This is a genomic window from Nocardia sp. SYP-A9097 (genome assembly GCF_009649815.1).
Lineage (GTDB): Bacteria > Actinomycetota > Actinomycetes > Mycobacteriales > Mycobacteriaceae > Nocardia.
The window spans coordinates 1-14,180 of the sequence record NZ_WJIC01000054.1 but is presented as its reverse complement, the minus strand read 5'-3'; the positions used below and the strand labels follow the sequence as shown (position 1 = coordinate 14,180).

Here is a 14,180-nt window from a genome sequence, read left to right as displayed (position 1 = left end):
CTGAAGAGTTGCTAATCGGCCGGGTCGAATCAGTGCGGTTGCAGCTCCGAGGTGCCGTCATTGGTGCGGCGCACGCCCCACACCGTGGTGCGCTTGGACTGTGAGCGACCGTTACCCCGGTCGATCAGCATCCGATTGGCGGTGGTGAACACCAATTGCGCACCGTGCGTATTGGTTTCGGGATTCTGGAACAGCTGGATGAGACTGTCGGCGGTCTCCGGCGTGAGATGCGCGTCGATATCGTCGACGGTGAGCACGCCACCGGTGTCCAGCGCGTCCAGCATGGGCGGCAGCAGCCGCAGCATGGCCAGGGTGGCGCTGGATTCGTCGGTGATATCGAAGGCGGTGTCGATGCCCTCGTGCACCAGACCCAGCCCGACGCCACGACGGGTCACCATGCGCGAGTACAGCGCGTCCCGCGCGGCGAAGAGATTGGAGAGTTCGCGCTGCAGCAGTGTCACGGTGATGCCGTGTTCGAGGAACAGCTCCTCGGCATAGCTGTTCGACACCGTGCAGGACTCGATTTCCTTTGTGGTGCTGGCGATATCGTTGTCGAGGTCGCGGAGATAGTCGCCGTACATGGGATCGTCGCCCGGCAGCAGCAGATCGGTGATACCCAGATCCGCCGAGCGCAGCAGTGTCAGCAATCGCACCGCGTGATCGGTGGAGCGCGAGATATGACTGCCCACCCGGTGCGCGATATCGGCCGGATCGGGTTGCCCGCATTGGACTTCCAGCAGCGACTGGAACCAGCGGTAGGCGGGCACCAGGGGTTCGGCGTACAACTGCCCGGACAGGCTCAGCAGCAAGGCATTCGGGCGCACCAGCGGCACCACCGCGCCCAGCCCGTAGCGCGCGGCCTCGAACATGGGCCCGATCCGAATATCGTCGCCCTGCCGCTCGAAGACGATCCGCTTGCGATTGTGCGGATGCGAATGCAGCCATTCGGCGCTCACATCGGCATTGTCGAGCCGGAACCCGTAGGTGTACGGACACCCCTCCGCCACGAACTGCGCGATGAATTCCGAAGGCCGGTCCGCGAATCCGAGATGCGGCGTGCGCACTGGCCCCGAGAACGGATCCCAGCCGGTCACGGAGTTGAGCACCGCGTCCCGCATCCGGTCCAGCGCATCGACCAAACTCGTCTTACCCGTCGCCGCGGCACCGTACACGGCCGTCACGGGCGCGGCCACCGGGCCATTGCCCCGGGTGAACCGCAACTCCTGCGGCTCGGCGAGGGATCGGTGGTTCGCCACCTGAAAACTACGCAACACCCTGGTCATCCTGCCGGTCGGCGCGCGTTAAAGCGACTCGCCCGTATCGGACATGCGTCGCGAGAACGGAATTCGCCGCCGGACGACCGGATTCACGCCGGCGAATTGACGGCCGCGACAGAGATAACCGCTGCGTAGCGCGGGTGCCCCGAGCAAGATCGAGTCGGCCGTCCTGGATCGTCCCGGCCGAGCGACATGGGACTTGGGCGGAGCCGGAACGAAAACGGCCCGGCGGGACGAGGACTCATGGAGCTTGAGTGGGACACGGTCCTGCGGCACGAGGACTCGCGGAGCCGGAGCGGGACGCGGTCCGGCGGGACGAGAATTCGCGGAATGGACACGGCCGGGCGGGACACGAACCGATGCGGCCGGAATGGACACGACCCTGCGAACCTGCGCGGGCGTGGATCCGGGGGCCTCATACAGCGTCCGGGAGCGCCGGACGGTGGCCCGCGAGCGCGGCGAATTCGTCGATGAGCGGGCTGCGCCGCTCGGCGGGCCAGGCCAGACTCACCTGGCCGGGGGCGATATCGGTGACCGGGATGTAGGTGATGTCCGGGCGGGTATAGAACGCCGCCACAGACAGCGGCAGGACGACTATGCCGCGGGCGGCTGCCACGTGTTCGAGCTTCTCTTCGACGCTGCGGAAGGCCGGTGGTGGGCGATGCTCCGAATCCGGTGTGACGGTGCGCCATTCGGGGACCATCTCGGTGGTCTGCAGCAGCAGGTCACCGGCTAGATCTGCGATCTCGATGGACTGCTTTCCGGCGAGGCGATGGCCGGCGGAGATCACCACGACTCGCGGATCGGTGTACAGCTCGCGAACGCGCAGCCCCGTCGGATCGAGCGGCGGGCGCACGAAGCTCACATCGACCCGGCCGTCGCGCACTACAGCGGTTTGATCGTCCCAGGTGGTGCGCACCAACTCGATGTCGAGGTCGGGGTGGCGTTCGGCCAGGGCGCGCACGGGCGCGGTGACGATCAGTCCGGGCATGAAACCGACGGTGAAGGTCCGGGTGCCGTGCGCCGCGCGAACGGCCCTGCGCCGCAAGGCCAGTGCGCTGTCCAGCAGCGGCCGGGCATCGGCCAGCAGCTGCTCGCCCGCAGCGGTGAGGGCGGTGCCGCGCCGGTCTCGTTCGAACAGCCGCACGCCGAGATCGTCCTCCAGGACGCGAATCTGGCGGGACAGCACCGGCTGGGCGATATACAGCTGCTCGGCCGCCCGGCCGAAGCGCAGGTGCTCGGCCACGGCGACGAAATAGCGCAGCTTGCGGAGATCGAGATCGGCCATGATGCCCTCAGGGTATGACAGCGATGGATATGGGTCTTGGACGGGAGGCCCCGGTGAAACCGACAGTGAGAGGGCAGTTTCCGACCGAAAGGAACACCCCATGTCCCTCGCAGGCCAGCACATCGCCGTTCTCGGCGGCACCTCCGGGATCGGCTTCGCGGTCGCGGCCTCGGCCGCCGAACAGGGTGCCGAGGTCACCATCGTCTCCAGCCGCCCCGTGAACGTGGAACGCGCCTTGGCCGAATTGCCTTCGGGCACGGCCGGTCTCACCGCCGACCTCACCGACGGCGATCAGGTGCGCAACCTCTTCGCCGCGATAGGAGCCCTCGATCATCTCGTCTACACCGCCGGTGAGGCGCTGCTGTTCGCCCCGCTCGCCGAGCTGGATATCGCCGCGGCCCGAAAGTTCTTCGAGCTCCGCTACTTCGGCGTGCTGACGGCGGTCCAGGCCGCCGCGTCCCGGCTCCGGCCGGATGGCTCGATCATCCTCACCACCGGCACCGCGAGACCGCGCCCCGTGCCGGGCTCGGCCGTTCCGTCCAGTCTGTGTGGCGCGATGGAGGCCCTGACCCGTGCTCTCGCAGTCGAATTGGCTCCCATTCGCGTCAATGCGGTCATGCCCGGCGTGGTCCGTTCCCCGCTCTGGAACCTCCCCGAGGATGTCCTCGCGGAGTTCTACCGCGATACCGCCGAGAGCGCGCCGCTGCGCCGGGTCGGCGAGGTCGAGGATATTGCCCGCGCCTACCTCTACCTGCTCGAGCAGCCGCACGCGACCGGCACCGTCCTCACCGTCGACGGCGGTGCGGTGCTCGCGTGAGCGGGTATCAGCGCAGCAGACCGTAGGCACGGGTCGGGGTGATGCGCACGATGGCGCGGCGGTCGGCGACCATGGCGCGGCGGTAGTCGTCCCAGTCGGGGTGTTCGCCGCTGACGGCGCGGTAGTAGGCGATGAGCTCTTCGACCGTGGCGTCGCCGGGGTCGGCCGCCACCGGAGAGAGCTCGGCCGTACCTTCGATGACCGCGTATGACCAGAAGTCCTCGCTGCTGATGTGCAGCGCGGTCCACGGCTCACGGGAGAGGTTGAAGTACTTGGCCCGGTCGGCGGTGATCGAGATACGGATCAAACCGTCATCGCCGACCCAGTGCGTGACATTGGAGAGCTGCGGACGGGTGTCCTTGCGAATCGTGGTGAGGACCGACTTATGGTGCGAGCGAGCGAATTCGACCGCTTTGACAATGTCCATATCGGCTGCAACCGGCTCGCGAACGAGGGTGTTCCCCGTCACCGCAACCCATCCGAGAAATCTCTGCCGCAGCGGCGCGACGTGCGGGAATGTCGCACAAAGCTGTCGGTGGGAACCGCTAATGTGCCTGTTGTGAGCGAATCGGGCAGGCAGATCAGCGCGACGAGTGGGGATGAGATCACCCCCGCGAGTGGGGACGAGCGGGTGCGATGGCAGCAGCTGGCGGAGGAGGTGCGCGACCACCAGTTCCGGTACTACGTGCGGGATGCCGCGATCATCACCGACGGTGAGTTCGACGAGTTGTTCCATCGCCTGGTTGCCCTGGAAGAAGCGCATCCGGACCTACGCACCCCCGATTCCCCGACCCAGGTGGTCGGCGGCGGATTCACCACCGAATTCGCGCCGGTGGACCATCTGGAGCGGATGTACTCCCTGGACAATGTGTTCAATGCCGACGAGATGCGGGCGTGGATCACCCGCGTCGAGGTCGAGACCGGGGCAGATACGCACTTCGTCTGCGAGGTCAAGATCGATGGTGTGGCACTGAATCTGGTCTATGAGGACGGCAAGCTGGTGCGCGGTGCGACCCGGGGCGACGGCCGCACGGGGGAGAACGTCACGCTCAATGCCCGCACCATCGAGGACATTCCGCACGAGCTGATCGGCACCGGCGAATTCCCGGTGCCCGAACTGCTCGAGGTGCGCGGTGAGGCGTACATGACGCTCGCCGACTTCGAGAACCTGAATGCCTCGATCGTCGCGGAAGGTAAAGCGCCGTACGCGAATCCGCGCAATACCGCCGCGGGCTCACTGCGGCAGAAGGATCCGGCCGTCACCGCGCGCCGGCGGCTGCGAATGATCTGCCACGGCTTCGGCCGCACCGAGGGTTTCAGCGCCGAATCGCAGCACGAGGCGTATCGCGCGCTGGCGGCCTGGGGGCTGCCGGTCTCCGCGCATACCGTTCGGGTGCAAGGGATTCCGGCCGTGCTGGATCGCATCGCCTACTGGGGTGAGCACCGGCACGATATCGAGCACGAGATCGACGGCCAGGTCATCAAGGTCGACGATTTCGCGCTACAGCGGCGACTCGGTGCGACCTCGCGCGCCCCGCGCTGGGCCATCGCCTACAAGTATCCGCCGGAGGAGGCCACCACCAAACTCCTCGATATTCAGGTGAATGTCGGTCGTACCGGCCGGGTTACGCCGTTCGCGGTGATGGAGCCGGTCACCATCGCGGGCTCCACCGTCGCCATGGCGACGCTGCACAATGCCTCCGAAGTGGTGCGCAAGGGTGTGCTCATCGGCGATACCGTCACCATCCGCAAGGCCGGTGATGTGATTCCCGAGGTGCTGGGTCCGGTCGTGGACGCGCGCACCGGCGATGAGCGCGCGTTCGTCATGCCGACGCACTGCCCCGAATGCGGTACCGAACTCGCGCCCGCCAAGGAGGGCGATGCCGATATCCGCTGCCCGAATCAGCGGTACTGCCCGGCGCAGTTGCGGGAGCGGGTATTCCACGTCGCCGGGCGCGGTGCCTTCGATATCGAGGCGCTCGGCTATGAGGCCGCCATCGACCTGCTCAAATCCGGTGCCATCGAGGATGAGGGCGATCTGTTCTCCCTCGATGAGGAAACCCTGCTCACCACAACACTTTTCACCAATAAGAGCGGCACACTGTCGCAGAACGGCAAACGCCTGCTGCAGAATCTCGACACCGCCAAGGACCGGCCGCTGTGGCGGGTGCTGGTAGCGCTGTCCATTCGACATGTGGGCCCAACCGCCGCACGGGCTTTGGCGTCCGCGCTCGGAAGTATGGACCGCATTCAGGAAGCCTCCGATGAGGAACTCGCCGCCGTCGACGGCGTCGGTCCCACCATTGCCACCGCGCTGAAGGAGTGGTTCACGGTGCAGTGGCATATCGACATCGTGGACAAGTGGCGGGCCGCGGGCGTGCGCATGGCGGATGAGCGCGACGACTCCATCGAACGCAATCTCGAGGGTCTGTCGATCGTGGTCACCGGTTCGCTGCAAGGCTTTACGCGGGACGGAGCGAAAGAGGCCATTCTCGTGCGCGGCGGCAAGGCGGCCAGTTCGGTCTCCAAGAAGACCGCCTTCGTCGTCATCGGCGATTCCCCCGGCTCCAAGGCGGACAAGGCCGAGGAGCTCGGCGTCCCGATCCTGGACGAGGAGGCCTTCAAACGCCTCCTCGAGGGCGGCCCCGACGTGGTCGCGTGATCGACCAGGAACCGGTGGCGGTATCGAGCCGGATTTCGCCGCCACCGGTTCCTGGTGATCGAATGTCCAATTGTATTGGGGGCGTGGGGTCGAGGATGGAGTGGTGATGGGCGACTCGGGCGTGACGATTCGGGATATCGAGGCGGGGGAGTACACGGCCGTCGGGGCATTGACGGTGGAGGTGTACGTGGGGGAGGGGCATGTGAATCCCGAAAGTCCCTATGTCGCAGAGCTTGCCGACACCGCCACCCGCGCCGCGAGCGCCGAGATTCTGGTGGCGGTGCGCGAGAACGAGGTCATCGGCTCGGTGACGGTGGCCCGGCCTGGAACCGAGTTCGCCGATATCGCGCGCGCGGGTGAGCTGGAGTTCCGCATGCTGGTGGTGGGCAAGCGGGGACGCGGGCTCGGCGTGGGCTCGGCGCTGGTGCGCGAGGTCATCGAGATCGCGCGCGCGGAGAGCTGGCATGCGGTCGTACTGACCACCATGCCGACCATGCAGGATGCCCGGCGACTCTACGACCGCCTCGGCTTCGTCCATGTGCCGGAACGGGATTGGCTGACCATGGCGGGCACACCGCTGACCGTCATGCGGTTGCCCGTCGGCGAATGACTAGCCCAGCACCGTAGCGATTATCCCGGCGAGATAGCCCAGTCTTGCCACCTCGGAAGGTCGGAAGTCGGGTCCGCCCGGACGCCCCAGTAGCAGCACCTTGCCGGTGTTACCCAGCGGTGCGGCAGCCAGTTTGGTGTCCATGTCGCGCCAAAGCTCCGGCACCCAATCGCTCTCGCCGTCGAGTACCGCGGGCTTTTCGAGAGGCATCCACGGTGCCTCGGCGGCCTGCGTGGAGGGTGCGCTCTGGCTGCCGACCACCCGGTACGCGCCCTGGGGGCTCATATCGATGACCGTGCTCCAGCCCACCCGGAGTACCCGGGGTACGCCGTCCACCAGAACCTGCAGCCGGTCGTCGCGTGCATTGGCGACCTGGTCGATGAGCTCTAGTTCACGGTGCGTATCGAGCATGCCGGAGTACGGGCGGAGCGAATCCACCTGTACATCGTGCAGCGACTCCGCCGCCGTGATGAGCGTGTCCGGAAGAGCGCCCGACGGTACCTCGACCACTATGTCGTCGATCGCGAAACCGTCACCGCGTTCGACGACATCCAACGAGAGGATGTCGGCGCCCACGGAACCCAGCGCGAGAGCGAGCGAACCGAGACTGCCTGGACGATCCGGAAGTTGCACGCGAAGCAGGTATGACACGTGCCTTCCTTTCATTCCTGTACGACCGCTGAAACTCATGGACGGGTACCCGAGTCCCGCAATATTTACACCCTCGCGTCGCGGTTATCGAATCGAAGCGGGCGCTGTGACCCAGACCACTTACTCGTCGGTCACCTATCGATACCGGGGCGTCATCAACCACGGTATCGCGGGCCGTGATTCGCCGCCGGGCGACACCTGTCACTGCCGCTCCGACATGCCCCGCTAGGCTGTCTCTGGCCGAATCACCAAGCTCGAACCAGCCGAAAGGGGTCCCGCGGTGCCCGCCATCTCCAGGGACGAGGTCGCACATCTCGCCCGGTTGTCCCGGCTCGCTTTGACCGAGGACGAACTCGATCTGTACGCCGGTCAGTTGGATTCCATCCTGACCCACGTCGCACAGATTTCCGAGGTCGCCGCGGCCGATGTCCCCGCCACCGCTTCCCCGAACCCCGCGACCAATGTGACGCGCCCGGATGTGGAGCAGCCGTGCCTTACTCCGGAGGAGGCGCTTTCGGGCGCACCCGCCGTCGAGGAGCAGCGGTTCCTGGTTCCGCAGATTCTGGGAGAGGGCGAATGACAGACCTGACCAAGCTGAGTGCCTCGGCGCTCGCGGAGAAGATCCATGCCCGTGAGGTGTCCTCGGTCGAGGTGACCGAGGCGCATATCGCGCGCATAGCCGAGGTCGACGGCGAGATCAATGCCTTCCTGCATGTCGCCGGTGAGCAGGCGCTGCTGACCGCCGCCGAGGTGGATCGCGATATCGCCGCGGGCAAGACCGCTTCGGCGCTCGCGGGTGTTCCCTTGGCGCTCAAGGACGTTTTCACCACCACCGATATGCCGACCACCTGCGGGTCGAAGATTCTCGAGGGCTGGACCGCGCCGTACGACGCGACCGTCACCTCGCGACTGCGCGCGGCGGGCATCCCGATTCTCGGCAAGACCAATATGGACGAGTTCGCCATGGGCTCCTCCACCGAGAACTCCGCGTACGGGCCGACTCGAAACCCGTGGGATACCACCAGGATTCCGGGCGGCTCCGGCGGTGGTTCGGCGGCGGCACTGGCCTCGTACCAGGCTCCCCTCGCCATCGGCACCGATACCGGTGGGTCGATCCGGCAGCCGGCCGCGGTCACCGCGACCGTCGGCACCAAGCCCACCTACGGCACCGTTTCCCGGTACGGCCTGGTCGCGTGTGCGTCCTCGCTGGATCAGGGTGGGCCGTGTGGTCGTACCGTGCTCGATACCGCGCTGCTGCACGAGGTCATCGCCGGATATGACCCGCGCGACTCCACCTCGCGCAATGTGCCGGTCGCGCCGGTGGTCGCCGCCGCGCGCGAAGGCGCGAAGGGTGATCTGTCGGGTGTGAAGGTCGGTGTGGTCAAGGAGTTGCACTCGGACAGCTACCAGCCCGGTGTGCTCGCCTCCTTCGATGCCGCGGTCGCGCAGTTGAAGGATCTCGGGGCCGAGGTTGTCGAGGTGTCCTGCCCGAACTTCGAATACGCGCTCGCCGCTTACTATCTCGTCATGCCGTCGGAGGTGTCGTCCAATCTGGCGCGCTTCGACTCCATGCGATACGGGCTGCGGGTCGGCGACGACGGGACGCACAGCGCGGATCAGGTCATGTCGCTCAGCCGCGCGGCCGGATTCGGCGCTGAGGTCAAGCGCCGCATCATGATTGGCACCTACGCGCTGTCCTCCGGGTACTACGACGCCTACTACGGTCAGGCGCTCAAGGTTCGTACCTTGATCGCGCGTGACTTCGACAAGGCGTACGAGTCGGTGGATGTGCTGGTCTCGCCGACCAGTCCGTTCACGCCCTGGAAGCTCGGCGAGAAGGTCAATGACCCACTGGCCATGTACCTTTCGGACCTCTGCACGCTGCCCACCAACCTGGCCGGGCACTGCGGTATGTCGGTGCCGTCCGGGCTGAGCGCGGATGACGGGCTGCCCGTCGGGTTGCAGATCATGGCCCCGGCGCTCGCCGACGACCGGTTGTACCGGGTCGGCGCCGCCTACGAGGCGGCGCGCGGCGATATCGCCTGATCCGATCGCTACTGGTTGCCCGAAGGCCCGTCCCGCAAATGGGACGGGCCTTCGGCGTTTCCGGTCGTCGAGAGCGAATGGCGGTGTCGTCACGCCGAATTCGCGACGCTGAACCTACTCGACCCGAAGGTTAAGGCTTCACGCCGAGTTCGCTGGCGATTGCCGACCGGGTCCAGTTGGCCACATCCGTTCCGGAAATGGCCTCGTCGAAGGCCACGCGCTGCACAGCGAGGCCGTCGAGCATGGCGGTCAGCCGCCAGGCGACCCCGCGTGGATCGGAGGTGGTGAACTCTCCGGACGCGACGCCCAGCGCGACCAGATCGGTGATGACCGCCCGCCATCTGTTGTCCAGAGTCCTGATCACCGCGCGCAATTCCGGATTGCGGAGCGAGGCCGACCAGCCCTCGATCCAGAGCTGCCAGCTCGGGGCCGCGCCCGTCGGGCCGTACTCCTGCAATGCCACGTGCAGTCGTTCGGTCATCGTGCCGTCGCGGGTGGTCAGGAGGGTTTCCAGCTTGGCCAGATCGCGTTCGGTGGCGCTGCGGAAGGCGCTCACAATGAGCTTTTCGAGGGTGTCGAAATGGTAGAAGACCAGACCGGGGCTCACGCTCAGGCGTCCTGCGACGTCACTTGCGCGCACCCCATTGATTCCTCGCTCAGTGATCAGCTCGAGAGTCGCGGCCAGGATTTGCTCGCGGCGGGCATCGGGTTCTTTCTTCACTCTGGCCATGACCTCAAGTTACTCGTCGATTCTTTTCGCTCGGGGGTTGACAATATGTGACCGCCATCGCATTCTTGGTCACCATACTGTTTGATCAGTCAGTTAAGACTGCTGGACGGGGAATGTTTAGCTATCCTTTCCTTGCAAGGAGGACCTCGTGTCCGAACCCAGCCCCACCGGCGACACCGATTTTCTGCACGCGAACAAGGCCAAACTCAAACGCGGCCTACGACGGTTCGATGTGTTCTTCCTGCTGCTCTGCTCGCTCGTCGGGCTCGACACCATCGGGTCGCTGGCCTCCTCGGGGCATCAGGCATTCAGCTGGCTACTCATCCTCGCGCTGCTGTTCTTCGTGCCGTACGGCCTGATCGTGGCCGAACTCAGTGCCGCCTTCCCGCTCGAGGGCGGTCAATACATCTGGTCGCGAATGGCCTACGGGCGTTTCGCGGCGGGCATCATCCAGCTCGTGTACTGGCTGTCCAACCCGGTGTGGGTCGGCGGCACGCTGTGCGTCGTCGCCATGGAGACGTTCTCGAAGTTCGTCCATCCGCTGTCCGGGATCTGGACCTACATAGCGGGACTGATCTTCATCTGGGCCGGCGTGACCTCGACCTCGGTGTCTCTGCGGCTCGGCCGATGGGTGCCCGCCGCGGGCGCATGGGCACGCATCGTGCTGCTCGGCGCGTTCTTCGTCTCCACCATCGTCTACGGCGTCGAACGTGGTGTGCAACCGCTGGATTCGGGCACCTTCATGCCCACCTATGCCGGGCTGATCGTGCTGTGCCGGTCATCGTGTTCACCTTCGTAGGATTCGAACTCTCCAGTTCCGCGGCCGAGGAGATGGAGAATCCGCAACGCGTGATCCCCATGGCGGTATTGCGTTCGGGCATCCTGTCCTTCGTCATGGTCGCCTTGCCGGTCGCGGGCATCCTTTTGGTACTGCCCGATCGGCAGGTCACCAGCCTGGGCGGGTTCATCGACGCGTGCAAGGCGGTGCTGAGCATCTACGGCGGCAACGAAATGCCCGACGGGTCGATCGAATTGACCGGCTTCGGCGCACTTGCCGGCTGGATTGCCGCGCTCGGACTCATTGTCGCGCTGTTCACCAGTGGCGTGTCCTGGGCTCTCGGTGAGAGTCGCGCGCAGGCCACCGCGTGTGCCGATGGTGCCGGACCCAGATTCTTCGGTGTGTTGTCGGAGAAGGCCGGTACCCCGATTCGGATCAACATCCTCTCCGGTGTACTCGCGACCATCATCATGGTCGCGGCGCTGAATATCACCGAGGGCGATACCGGCAAGTACTTCAGCGCCGGCCTGAACCTCGCCATCTCGATGACGATGTTCGCCTACCTCGGATTGTTCCCGGCCTTGCTGGTGTTGCGCCGCAAGTACCCGGACGTGCACAGGCCGTTCAGCGTGCCCGGCGGACGGCTCGGCGCCATTGTGGCCGCCGTTACCACGACTGCCATCGTCCTCTTCACTCTGCTTCAATTGCTATGGCCGGGAGCAGGATTGGGCTGGTTCGGCAGCACCGGTCACCCGGATGATTCGCTCCCGAGCGGTTTTACCGGTGAACGCTTGCAGTACACGCTGACTCAGCTGGTTCCGCTCGTCCTGTTCATCGTTATCGGATTGTGTTTCGTCCTGATCGCCCGACGCCAGCGCCGCGAGGACGAGGCCGCCGCCGCTGTGGCGGTAGCGCAACTCGAGGTCGGCGTCAGCTAGTTGCGGCGGTCCGCGCCCGGTCGTCCTCAGCACGTACCGAGCGCGGTGCCCTGATCGACGCCGTAGCGGTGACCGTGGCCCGATGGGGCGTCCAGCGCGCCGAGCAGGTCGGCGCTGGTCTGCAGGAAGCTCATTACGGGAAGCCATTGGGGCACAGGGGCATCCGGGCGGGTACCGGTGAGATTCGGCGGACGCCACAGCAGTGAAGGTGACCAGTGCACCACCGGATCGGAGGCATTCGCGAGCACCGTCGCACCCTCGCGATGCACCTCACCCGCGGGCGGACCGGCCCACAACACCGCACAGGTGCGCCGGTCCTGCTCGGCGTCACCGGTGAAGATGGAACTCCCGCCGAGCGCGCCCAGACTCTGCCCGTAGACATACAGCTTCGGCCTGTTCGGAAGCCCCGAAATCCGTTGCTCCACAGCGGTGAACAGCGCTCGCGCCGACTCTTCGGCGGCCGTGCGACCGAATACGAAAGTGGCCCAACTCGGCGCGTCCGAGTACTGCAACCCGACCAGCGCCACATCACCCCCGAACCGCTGATCCAGCCCCGCCGCCGCCTCCCCGTCGATCCACCCCGACCCGGTCGGCACCGTCACCACCAGATTCCCGTGCTGAAAACCGCCCGCCCGCTCCAACTCCCGAATCGCCAGCGCCACCCGAGCATCCAGATCCGGCGCGGAATTCAACCCCACATAAACCCGCACACCCTGTGCGGGCGCCCCCGCCACGAACTTGCGCCCTTGCGCACCCAGCGAAGGCCAACTCGCCGCCGAAACCGGACTCCCCGACCGATTCGGCGAAACCGGCTGCACCACACCGGGATCCACAAACGCATTGGCCGCCGCATACGACGCCTTCTTCCACTCCACGACAGTCGGAACCACCACGGCCTGCGCCGCGACTCCAAGCGCCGTCAGCGCCAGCAGGCTCCGCACCCTCCCCAATTGCCGTACCACCCAACGAATCCCGAGACAGCACCCGGCAACCACCCCGGTGATGAGCGCCGTCCCCACACCCCACTCCAACCAATACCAGGGCCCGACATGCGCCACCCCCATCGCACCCCGCAACCGATTCTGCCAACGCTCGGCCTGTGCCACCGCCACCGCGATAATGGAAACGGCCGCCACCAACACCGGCAATCGCCACCGTCGTCGAAGACTCCCATCCCCGAACCCCATCCGCCGCAAGGCAATCCGCCCCAGAACAACAACCCCGAGCCCGAGCACCACCAGTAGACTCGTCACAATCGCCTGCGCCGAAGGCGTCCGCGGCAACAACCCCGGAGCCAGCGAAGCCAACACCCCGAATGTCACGCCGAGGGTGGTCCCCACTCGTGGCGCACCGAATCCGGCCCGGTCGCGGTACTTCTCTCCGACGCGAGAGTCCGATTCCACGATCGGTTGGATCTGGGGCGGCGGACTCGCGTTGCCGGCCGCTGCATTCGGTGTCATTGCCTGTTCGGTTGGGCTGCTCACAGTGCCACCCCCGCGCGCACCGGCCGCGAGTGTGCACGCATGGCGGTGATATGTCGGGATCCGCTGCCATGAGCGCACACTCGGCGGGCGCGGGCCTTGCGGGCGAAGAAGGTTGCGGTGGCGGCGAATACGGCCGCGAGGAGTCCGAAACCGGTGTAGCGGAGGACGGGGGAGATCTCGTCGGAGTCGAGCATGGTCTCGTGGACGGGGACGCCGTAGTCCTGGCGGATGGAGTTCAGGTCCACGAAGGTGGCGGCCACACCGGCCATGACCTGGCACTGGGCGCGGTCGAGGGCGTCAGTGCGGGTGAGGCAGGAGGTGTGCATGCGCTGTTCCAGTGCGGCGTCGACGGTTTGGCGGGCCCACGGGCCGAGGGGCTGGCCATGACTGTCGGCGTAGCGGAGCATGTCGTAGCCGAGATCGTGTGCCTTGCAGGCGATATCGAACTCGCGGGGGAGCGGTACGGGGGAGGAGCAGTCGCCACCCGGGTTCACCAGCATGCCCGCCTCCACGACCGGGCGGTACCCGGCCTCGGTGACGAAGTCCTCGGGAATCGCGCCCGGATCAGGCTGCGCGCCAGTCGATTCCAGAATCCCCACTCGCGCTGTCGCATTCTCGGAAATGACCGGCGTCGTCGCGGCAGCCGCTGACGAGGGCGCGAAAGCGACTGCGACGGAGAACAGTACGGTCGACGCGCCCGCGAGCATGCCATAACGCCGCACCGGGCTGGCGGAAGATCGTGCGGCCATGCGGAATCGCTGCGCATTGCCGCCTACCCGCGCATAGCGACCACGGGGCTCGATGCCCACGGGCGTTGGTATCGATACCGGGGTGCCCTGGGCGTTGTCGCGGGGGAGTCGGGCGGGGCGGGGCTGGGGGGTGGGCCTGGCTGCGGGCTG

At 66.3% G+C, this 14,180-nt stretch carries 14 protein-coding genes; 7 read left to right on the top strand and 7 right to left on the bottom strand.

Features of this window, described 5'->3' with window-relative positions; translation table 11 throughout:
- Positions 1-29: 29 nt before the first annotated feature.
- Positions 30-1,283, bottom strand: a complete 1,254-nt coding sequence (locus tag GFY24_RS39810; protein ID WP_153810295.1) for an ATP/GTP-binding protein — start codon at positions 1,281-1,283, stop codon at positions 30-32.
- Positions 1,284-1,692: 409 nt separating this feature from the next.
- A complete protein-coding gene (locus GFY24_RS39805) occupies positions 1,693-2,565 on the bottom strand; it encodes a LysR family transcriptional regulator (RefSeq protein ID WP_153810294.1) in 873 nt (290 codons plus the stop codon).
- Between the two features lie 100 nt (positions 2,566-2,665).
- Here GFY24_RS39805 and GFY24_RS39800 point away from each other — a divergent pair, with 100 nt between their 5' ends.
- Complete coding sequence (locus tag GFY24_RS39800; protein WP_153810293.1) at positions 2,666-3,382, top strand: SDR family oxidoreductase; 717 nt, start codon at positions 2,666-2,668, stop codon at positions 3,380-3,382.
- Between the two features lie 7 nt (positions 3,383-3,389).
- Here GFY24_RS39800 and GFY24_RS39795 read toward each other — a convergent pair whose 3' ends face one another.
- The gene (locus GFY24_RS39795; protein WP_153810309.1) at positions 3,390-3,809 is read right to left on the bottom strand and encodes a PPOX class F420-dependent oxidoreductase; all 420 of its coding nucleotides are present in this window, start codon (positions 3,807-3,809) and stop codon (positions 3,390-3,392) included.
- 132 nt (positions 3,810-3,941) lie between these two features.
- Between GFY24_RS39795 and ligA the strand changes: the two genes are divergently transcribed.
- Together ligA and GFY24_RS39785 are read left to right on the top strand one after the other, a co-directional pair.
- The gene (gene ligA / locus GFY24_RS39790; protein WP_309231903.1) at positions 3,942-6,044 is read left to right on the top strand and encodes an NAD-dependent DNA ligase LigA; all 2,103 of its coding nucleotides are present in this window, start codon (positions 3,942-3,944) and stop codon (positions 6,042-6,044) included.
- Between the two features lie 106 nt (positions 6,045-6,150).
- A complete protein-coding gene (locus GFY24_RS39785; RefSeq protein WP_153810307.1) occupies positions 6,151-6,654 on the top strand; it encodes a GNAT family N-acetyltransferase in 504 nt (167 codons plus the stop codon).
- Here GFY24_RS39785 and GFY24_RS39780 read toward each other — a convergent pair whose 3' ends face one another.
- Complete coding sequence (locus GFY24_RS39780; RefSeq protein ID WP_309231902.1) at positions 6,655-7,305, bottom strand: amino acid-binding protein; 651 nt, start codon at positions 7,303-7,305, stop codon at positions 6,655-6,657.
- Positions 7,306-7,585: 280 nt separating this feature from the next.
- Here GFY24_RS39780 and gatC point away from each other — a divergent pair, with 280 nt between their 5' ends.
- Positions 7,586-7,885 (top strand): Asp-tRNA(Asn)/Glu-tRNA(Gln) amidotransferase subunit GatC, encoded by a 300-nt coding sequence (gene gatC / locus GFY24_RS39775; RefSeq protein WP_309231901.1) that lies wholly within the window; start codon positions 7,586-7,588, stop codon positions 7,883-7,885.
- On the top strand, positions 7,882-9,351 hold the full coding sequence (gatA, locus tag GFY24_RS39770; protein WP_153810291.1) for an Asp-tRNA(Asn)/Glu-tRNA(Gln) amidotransferase subunit GatA: 1,470 nt from the start codon (positions 7,882-7,884) through the stop codon (positions 9,349-9,351). Before gatC ends, gatA begins: the two co-directional genes overlap by 4 nt.
- A 130-nt stretch (positions 9,352-9,481) precedes the next feature.
- On the opposite strand, the gene GFY24_RS39765 is transcribed toward gatA, so the two are convergent.
- Positions 9,482-10,081: a TetR/AcrR family transcriptional regulator gene (locus GFY24_RS39765; RefSeq protein ID WP_153810290.1), complete on the bottom strand. Its 600-nt coding sequence runs from the start codon at positions 10,079-10,081 to the stop codon at positions 9,482-9,484.
- A 148-nt stretch (positions 10,082-10,229) separates the two neighbouring features.
- Between GFY24_RS39765 and GFY24_RS43155 the strand changes: the two genes are divergently transcribed.
- Together GFY24_RS43155 and GFY24_RS42770 are read left to right on the top strand one after the other, a co-directional pair.
- Entirely contained in the window at positions 10,230-10,880 is a 651-nt protein-coding gene (locus GFY24_RS43155; protein ID WP_153810289.1) for an amino acid permease, read from the top strand.
- Complete coding sequence (locus GFY24_RS42770; protein ID WP_194853211.1) at positions 10,853-11,797, top strand: APC family permease; 945 nt, start codon at positions 10,853-10,855, stop codon at positions 11,795-11,797. The genes GFY24_RS43155 and GFY24_RS42770 overlap by 28 nt, the downstream gene beginning before the upstream one ends.
- A gap of 26 nt (positions 11,798-11,823) precedes the next feature.
- Here GFY24_RS42770 and GFY24_RS39750 read toward each other — a convergent pair whose 3' ends face one another.
- Complete coding sequence (locus GFY24_RS39750) at positions 11,824-13,200, bottom strand: alpha/beta-hydrolase family protein (RefSeq protein ID WP_309231900.1); 1,377 nt, start codon at positions 13,198-13,200, stop codon at positions 11,824-11,826.
- 77 nt (positions 13,201-13,277) lie between these two features.
- A partial coding sequence (locus tag GFY24_RS39745; protein WP_309231899.1) for a hypothetical protein occupies positions 13,278-14,180 on the bottom strand: 903 nt, incomplete at its 5' end.

Coding starts and splice junctions, on each gene's coding strand:
- GFY24_RS39805 (WP_153810294.1), bottom strand. CDS start 2,565: ATGGCCGATCTCGATCTCCGCAAGCTGCGCTATTTCGTCGCCGTGGCC.
- gatA (WP_153810291.1), top strand. CDS start 7,882: ATGACAGACCTGACCAAGCTGAGTGCCTCGGCGCTCGCGGAGAAGATC.
- GFY24_RS39765 (WP_153810290.1), bottom strand. CDS start 10,081: ATGGCCAGAGTGAAGAAAGAACCCGATGCCCGCCGCGAGCAAATCCTG.
- GFY24_RS39810 (WP_153810295.1), bottom strand. CDS start 1,283: ATGACCAGGGTGTTGCGTAGTTTTCAGGTGGCGAACCACCGATCCCTC.
- GFY24_RS39795 (WP_153810309.1), bottom strand. CDS start 3,809: ATGGACATTGTCAAAGCGGTCGAATTCGCTCGCTCGCACCATAAGTCG.
- GFY24_RS39785 (WP_153810307.1), top strand. CDS start 6,151: ATGGGCGACTCGGGCGTGACGATTCGGGATATCGAGGCGGGGGAGTAC.
- GFY24_RS39800 (WP_153810293.1), top strand. CDS start 2,666: ATGTCCCTCGCAGGCCAGCACATCGCCGTTCTCGGCGGCACCTCCGGG.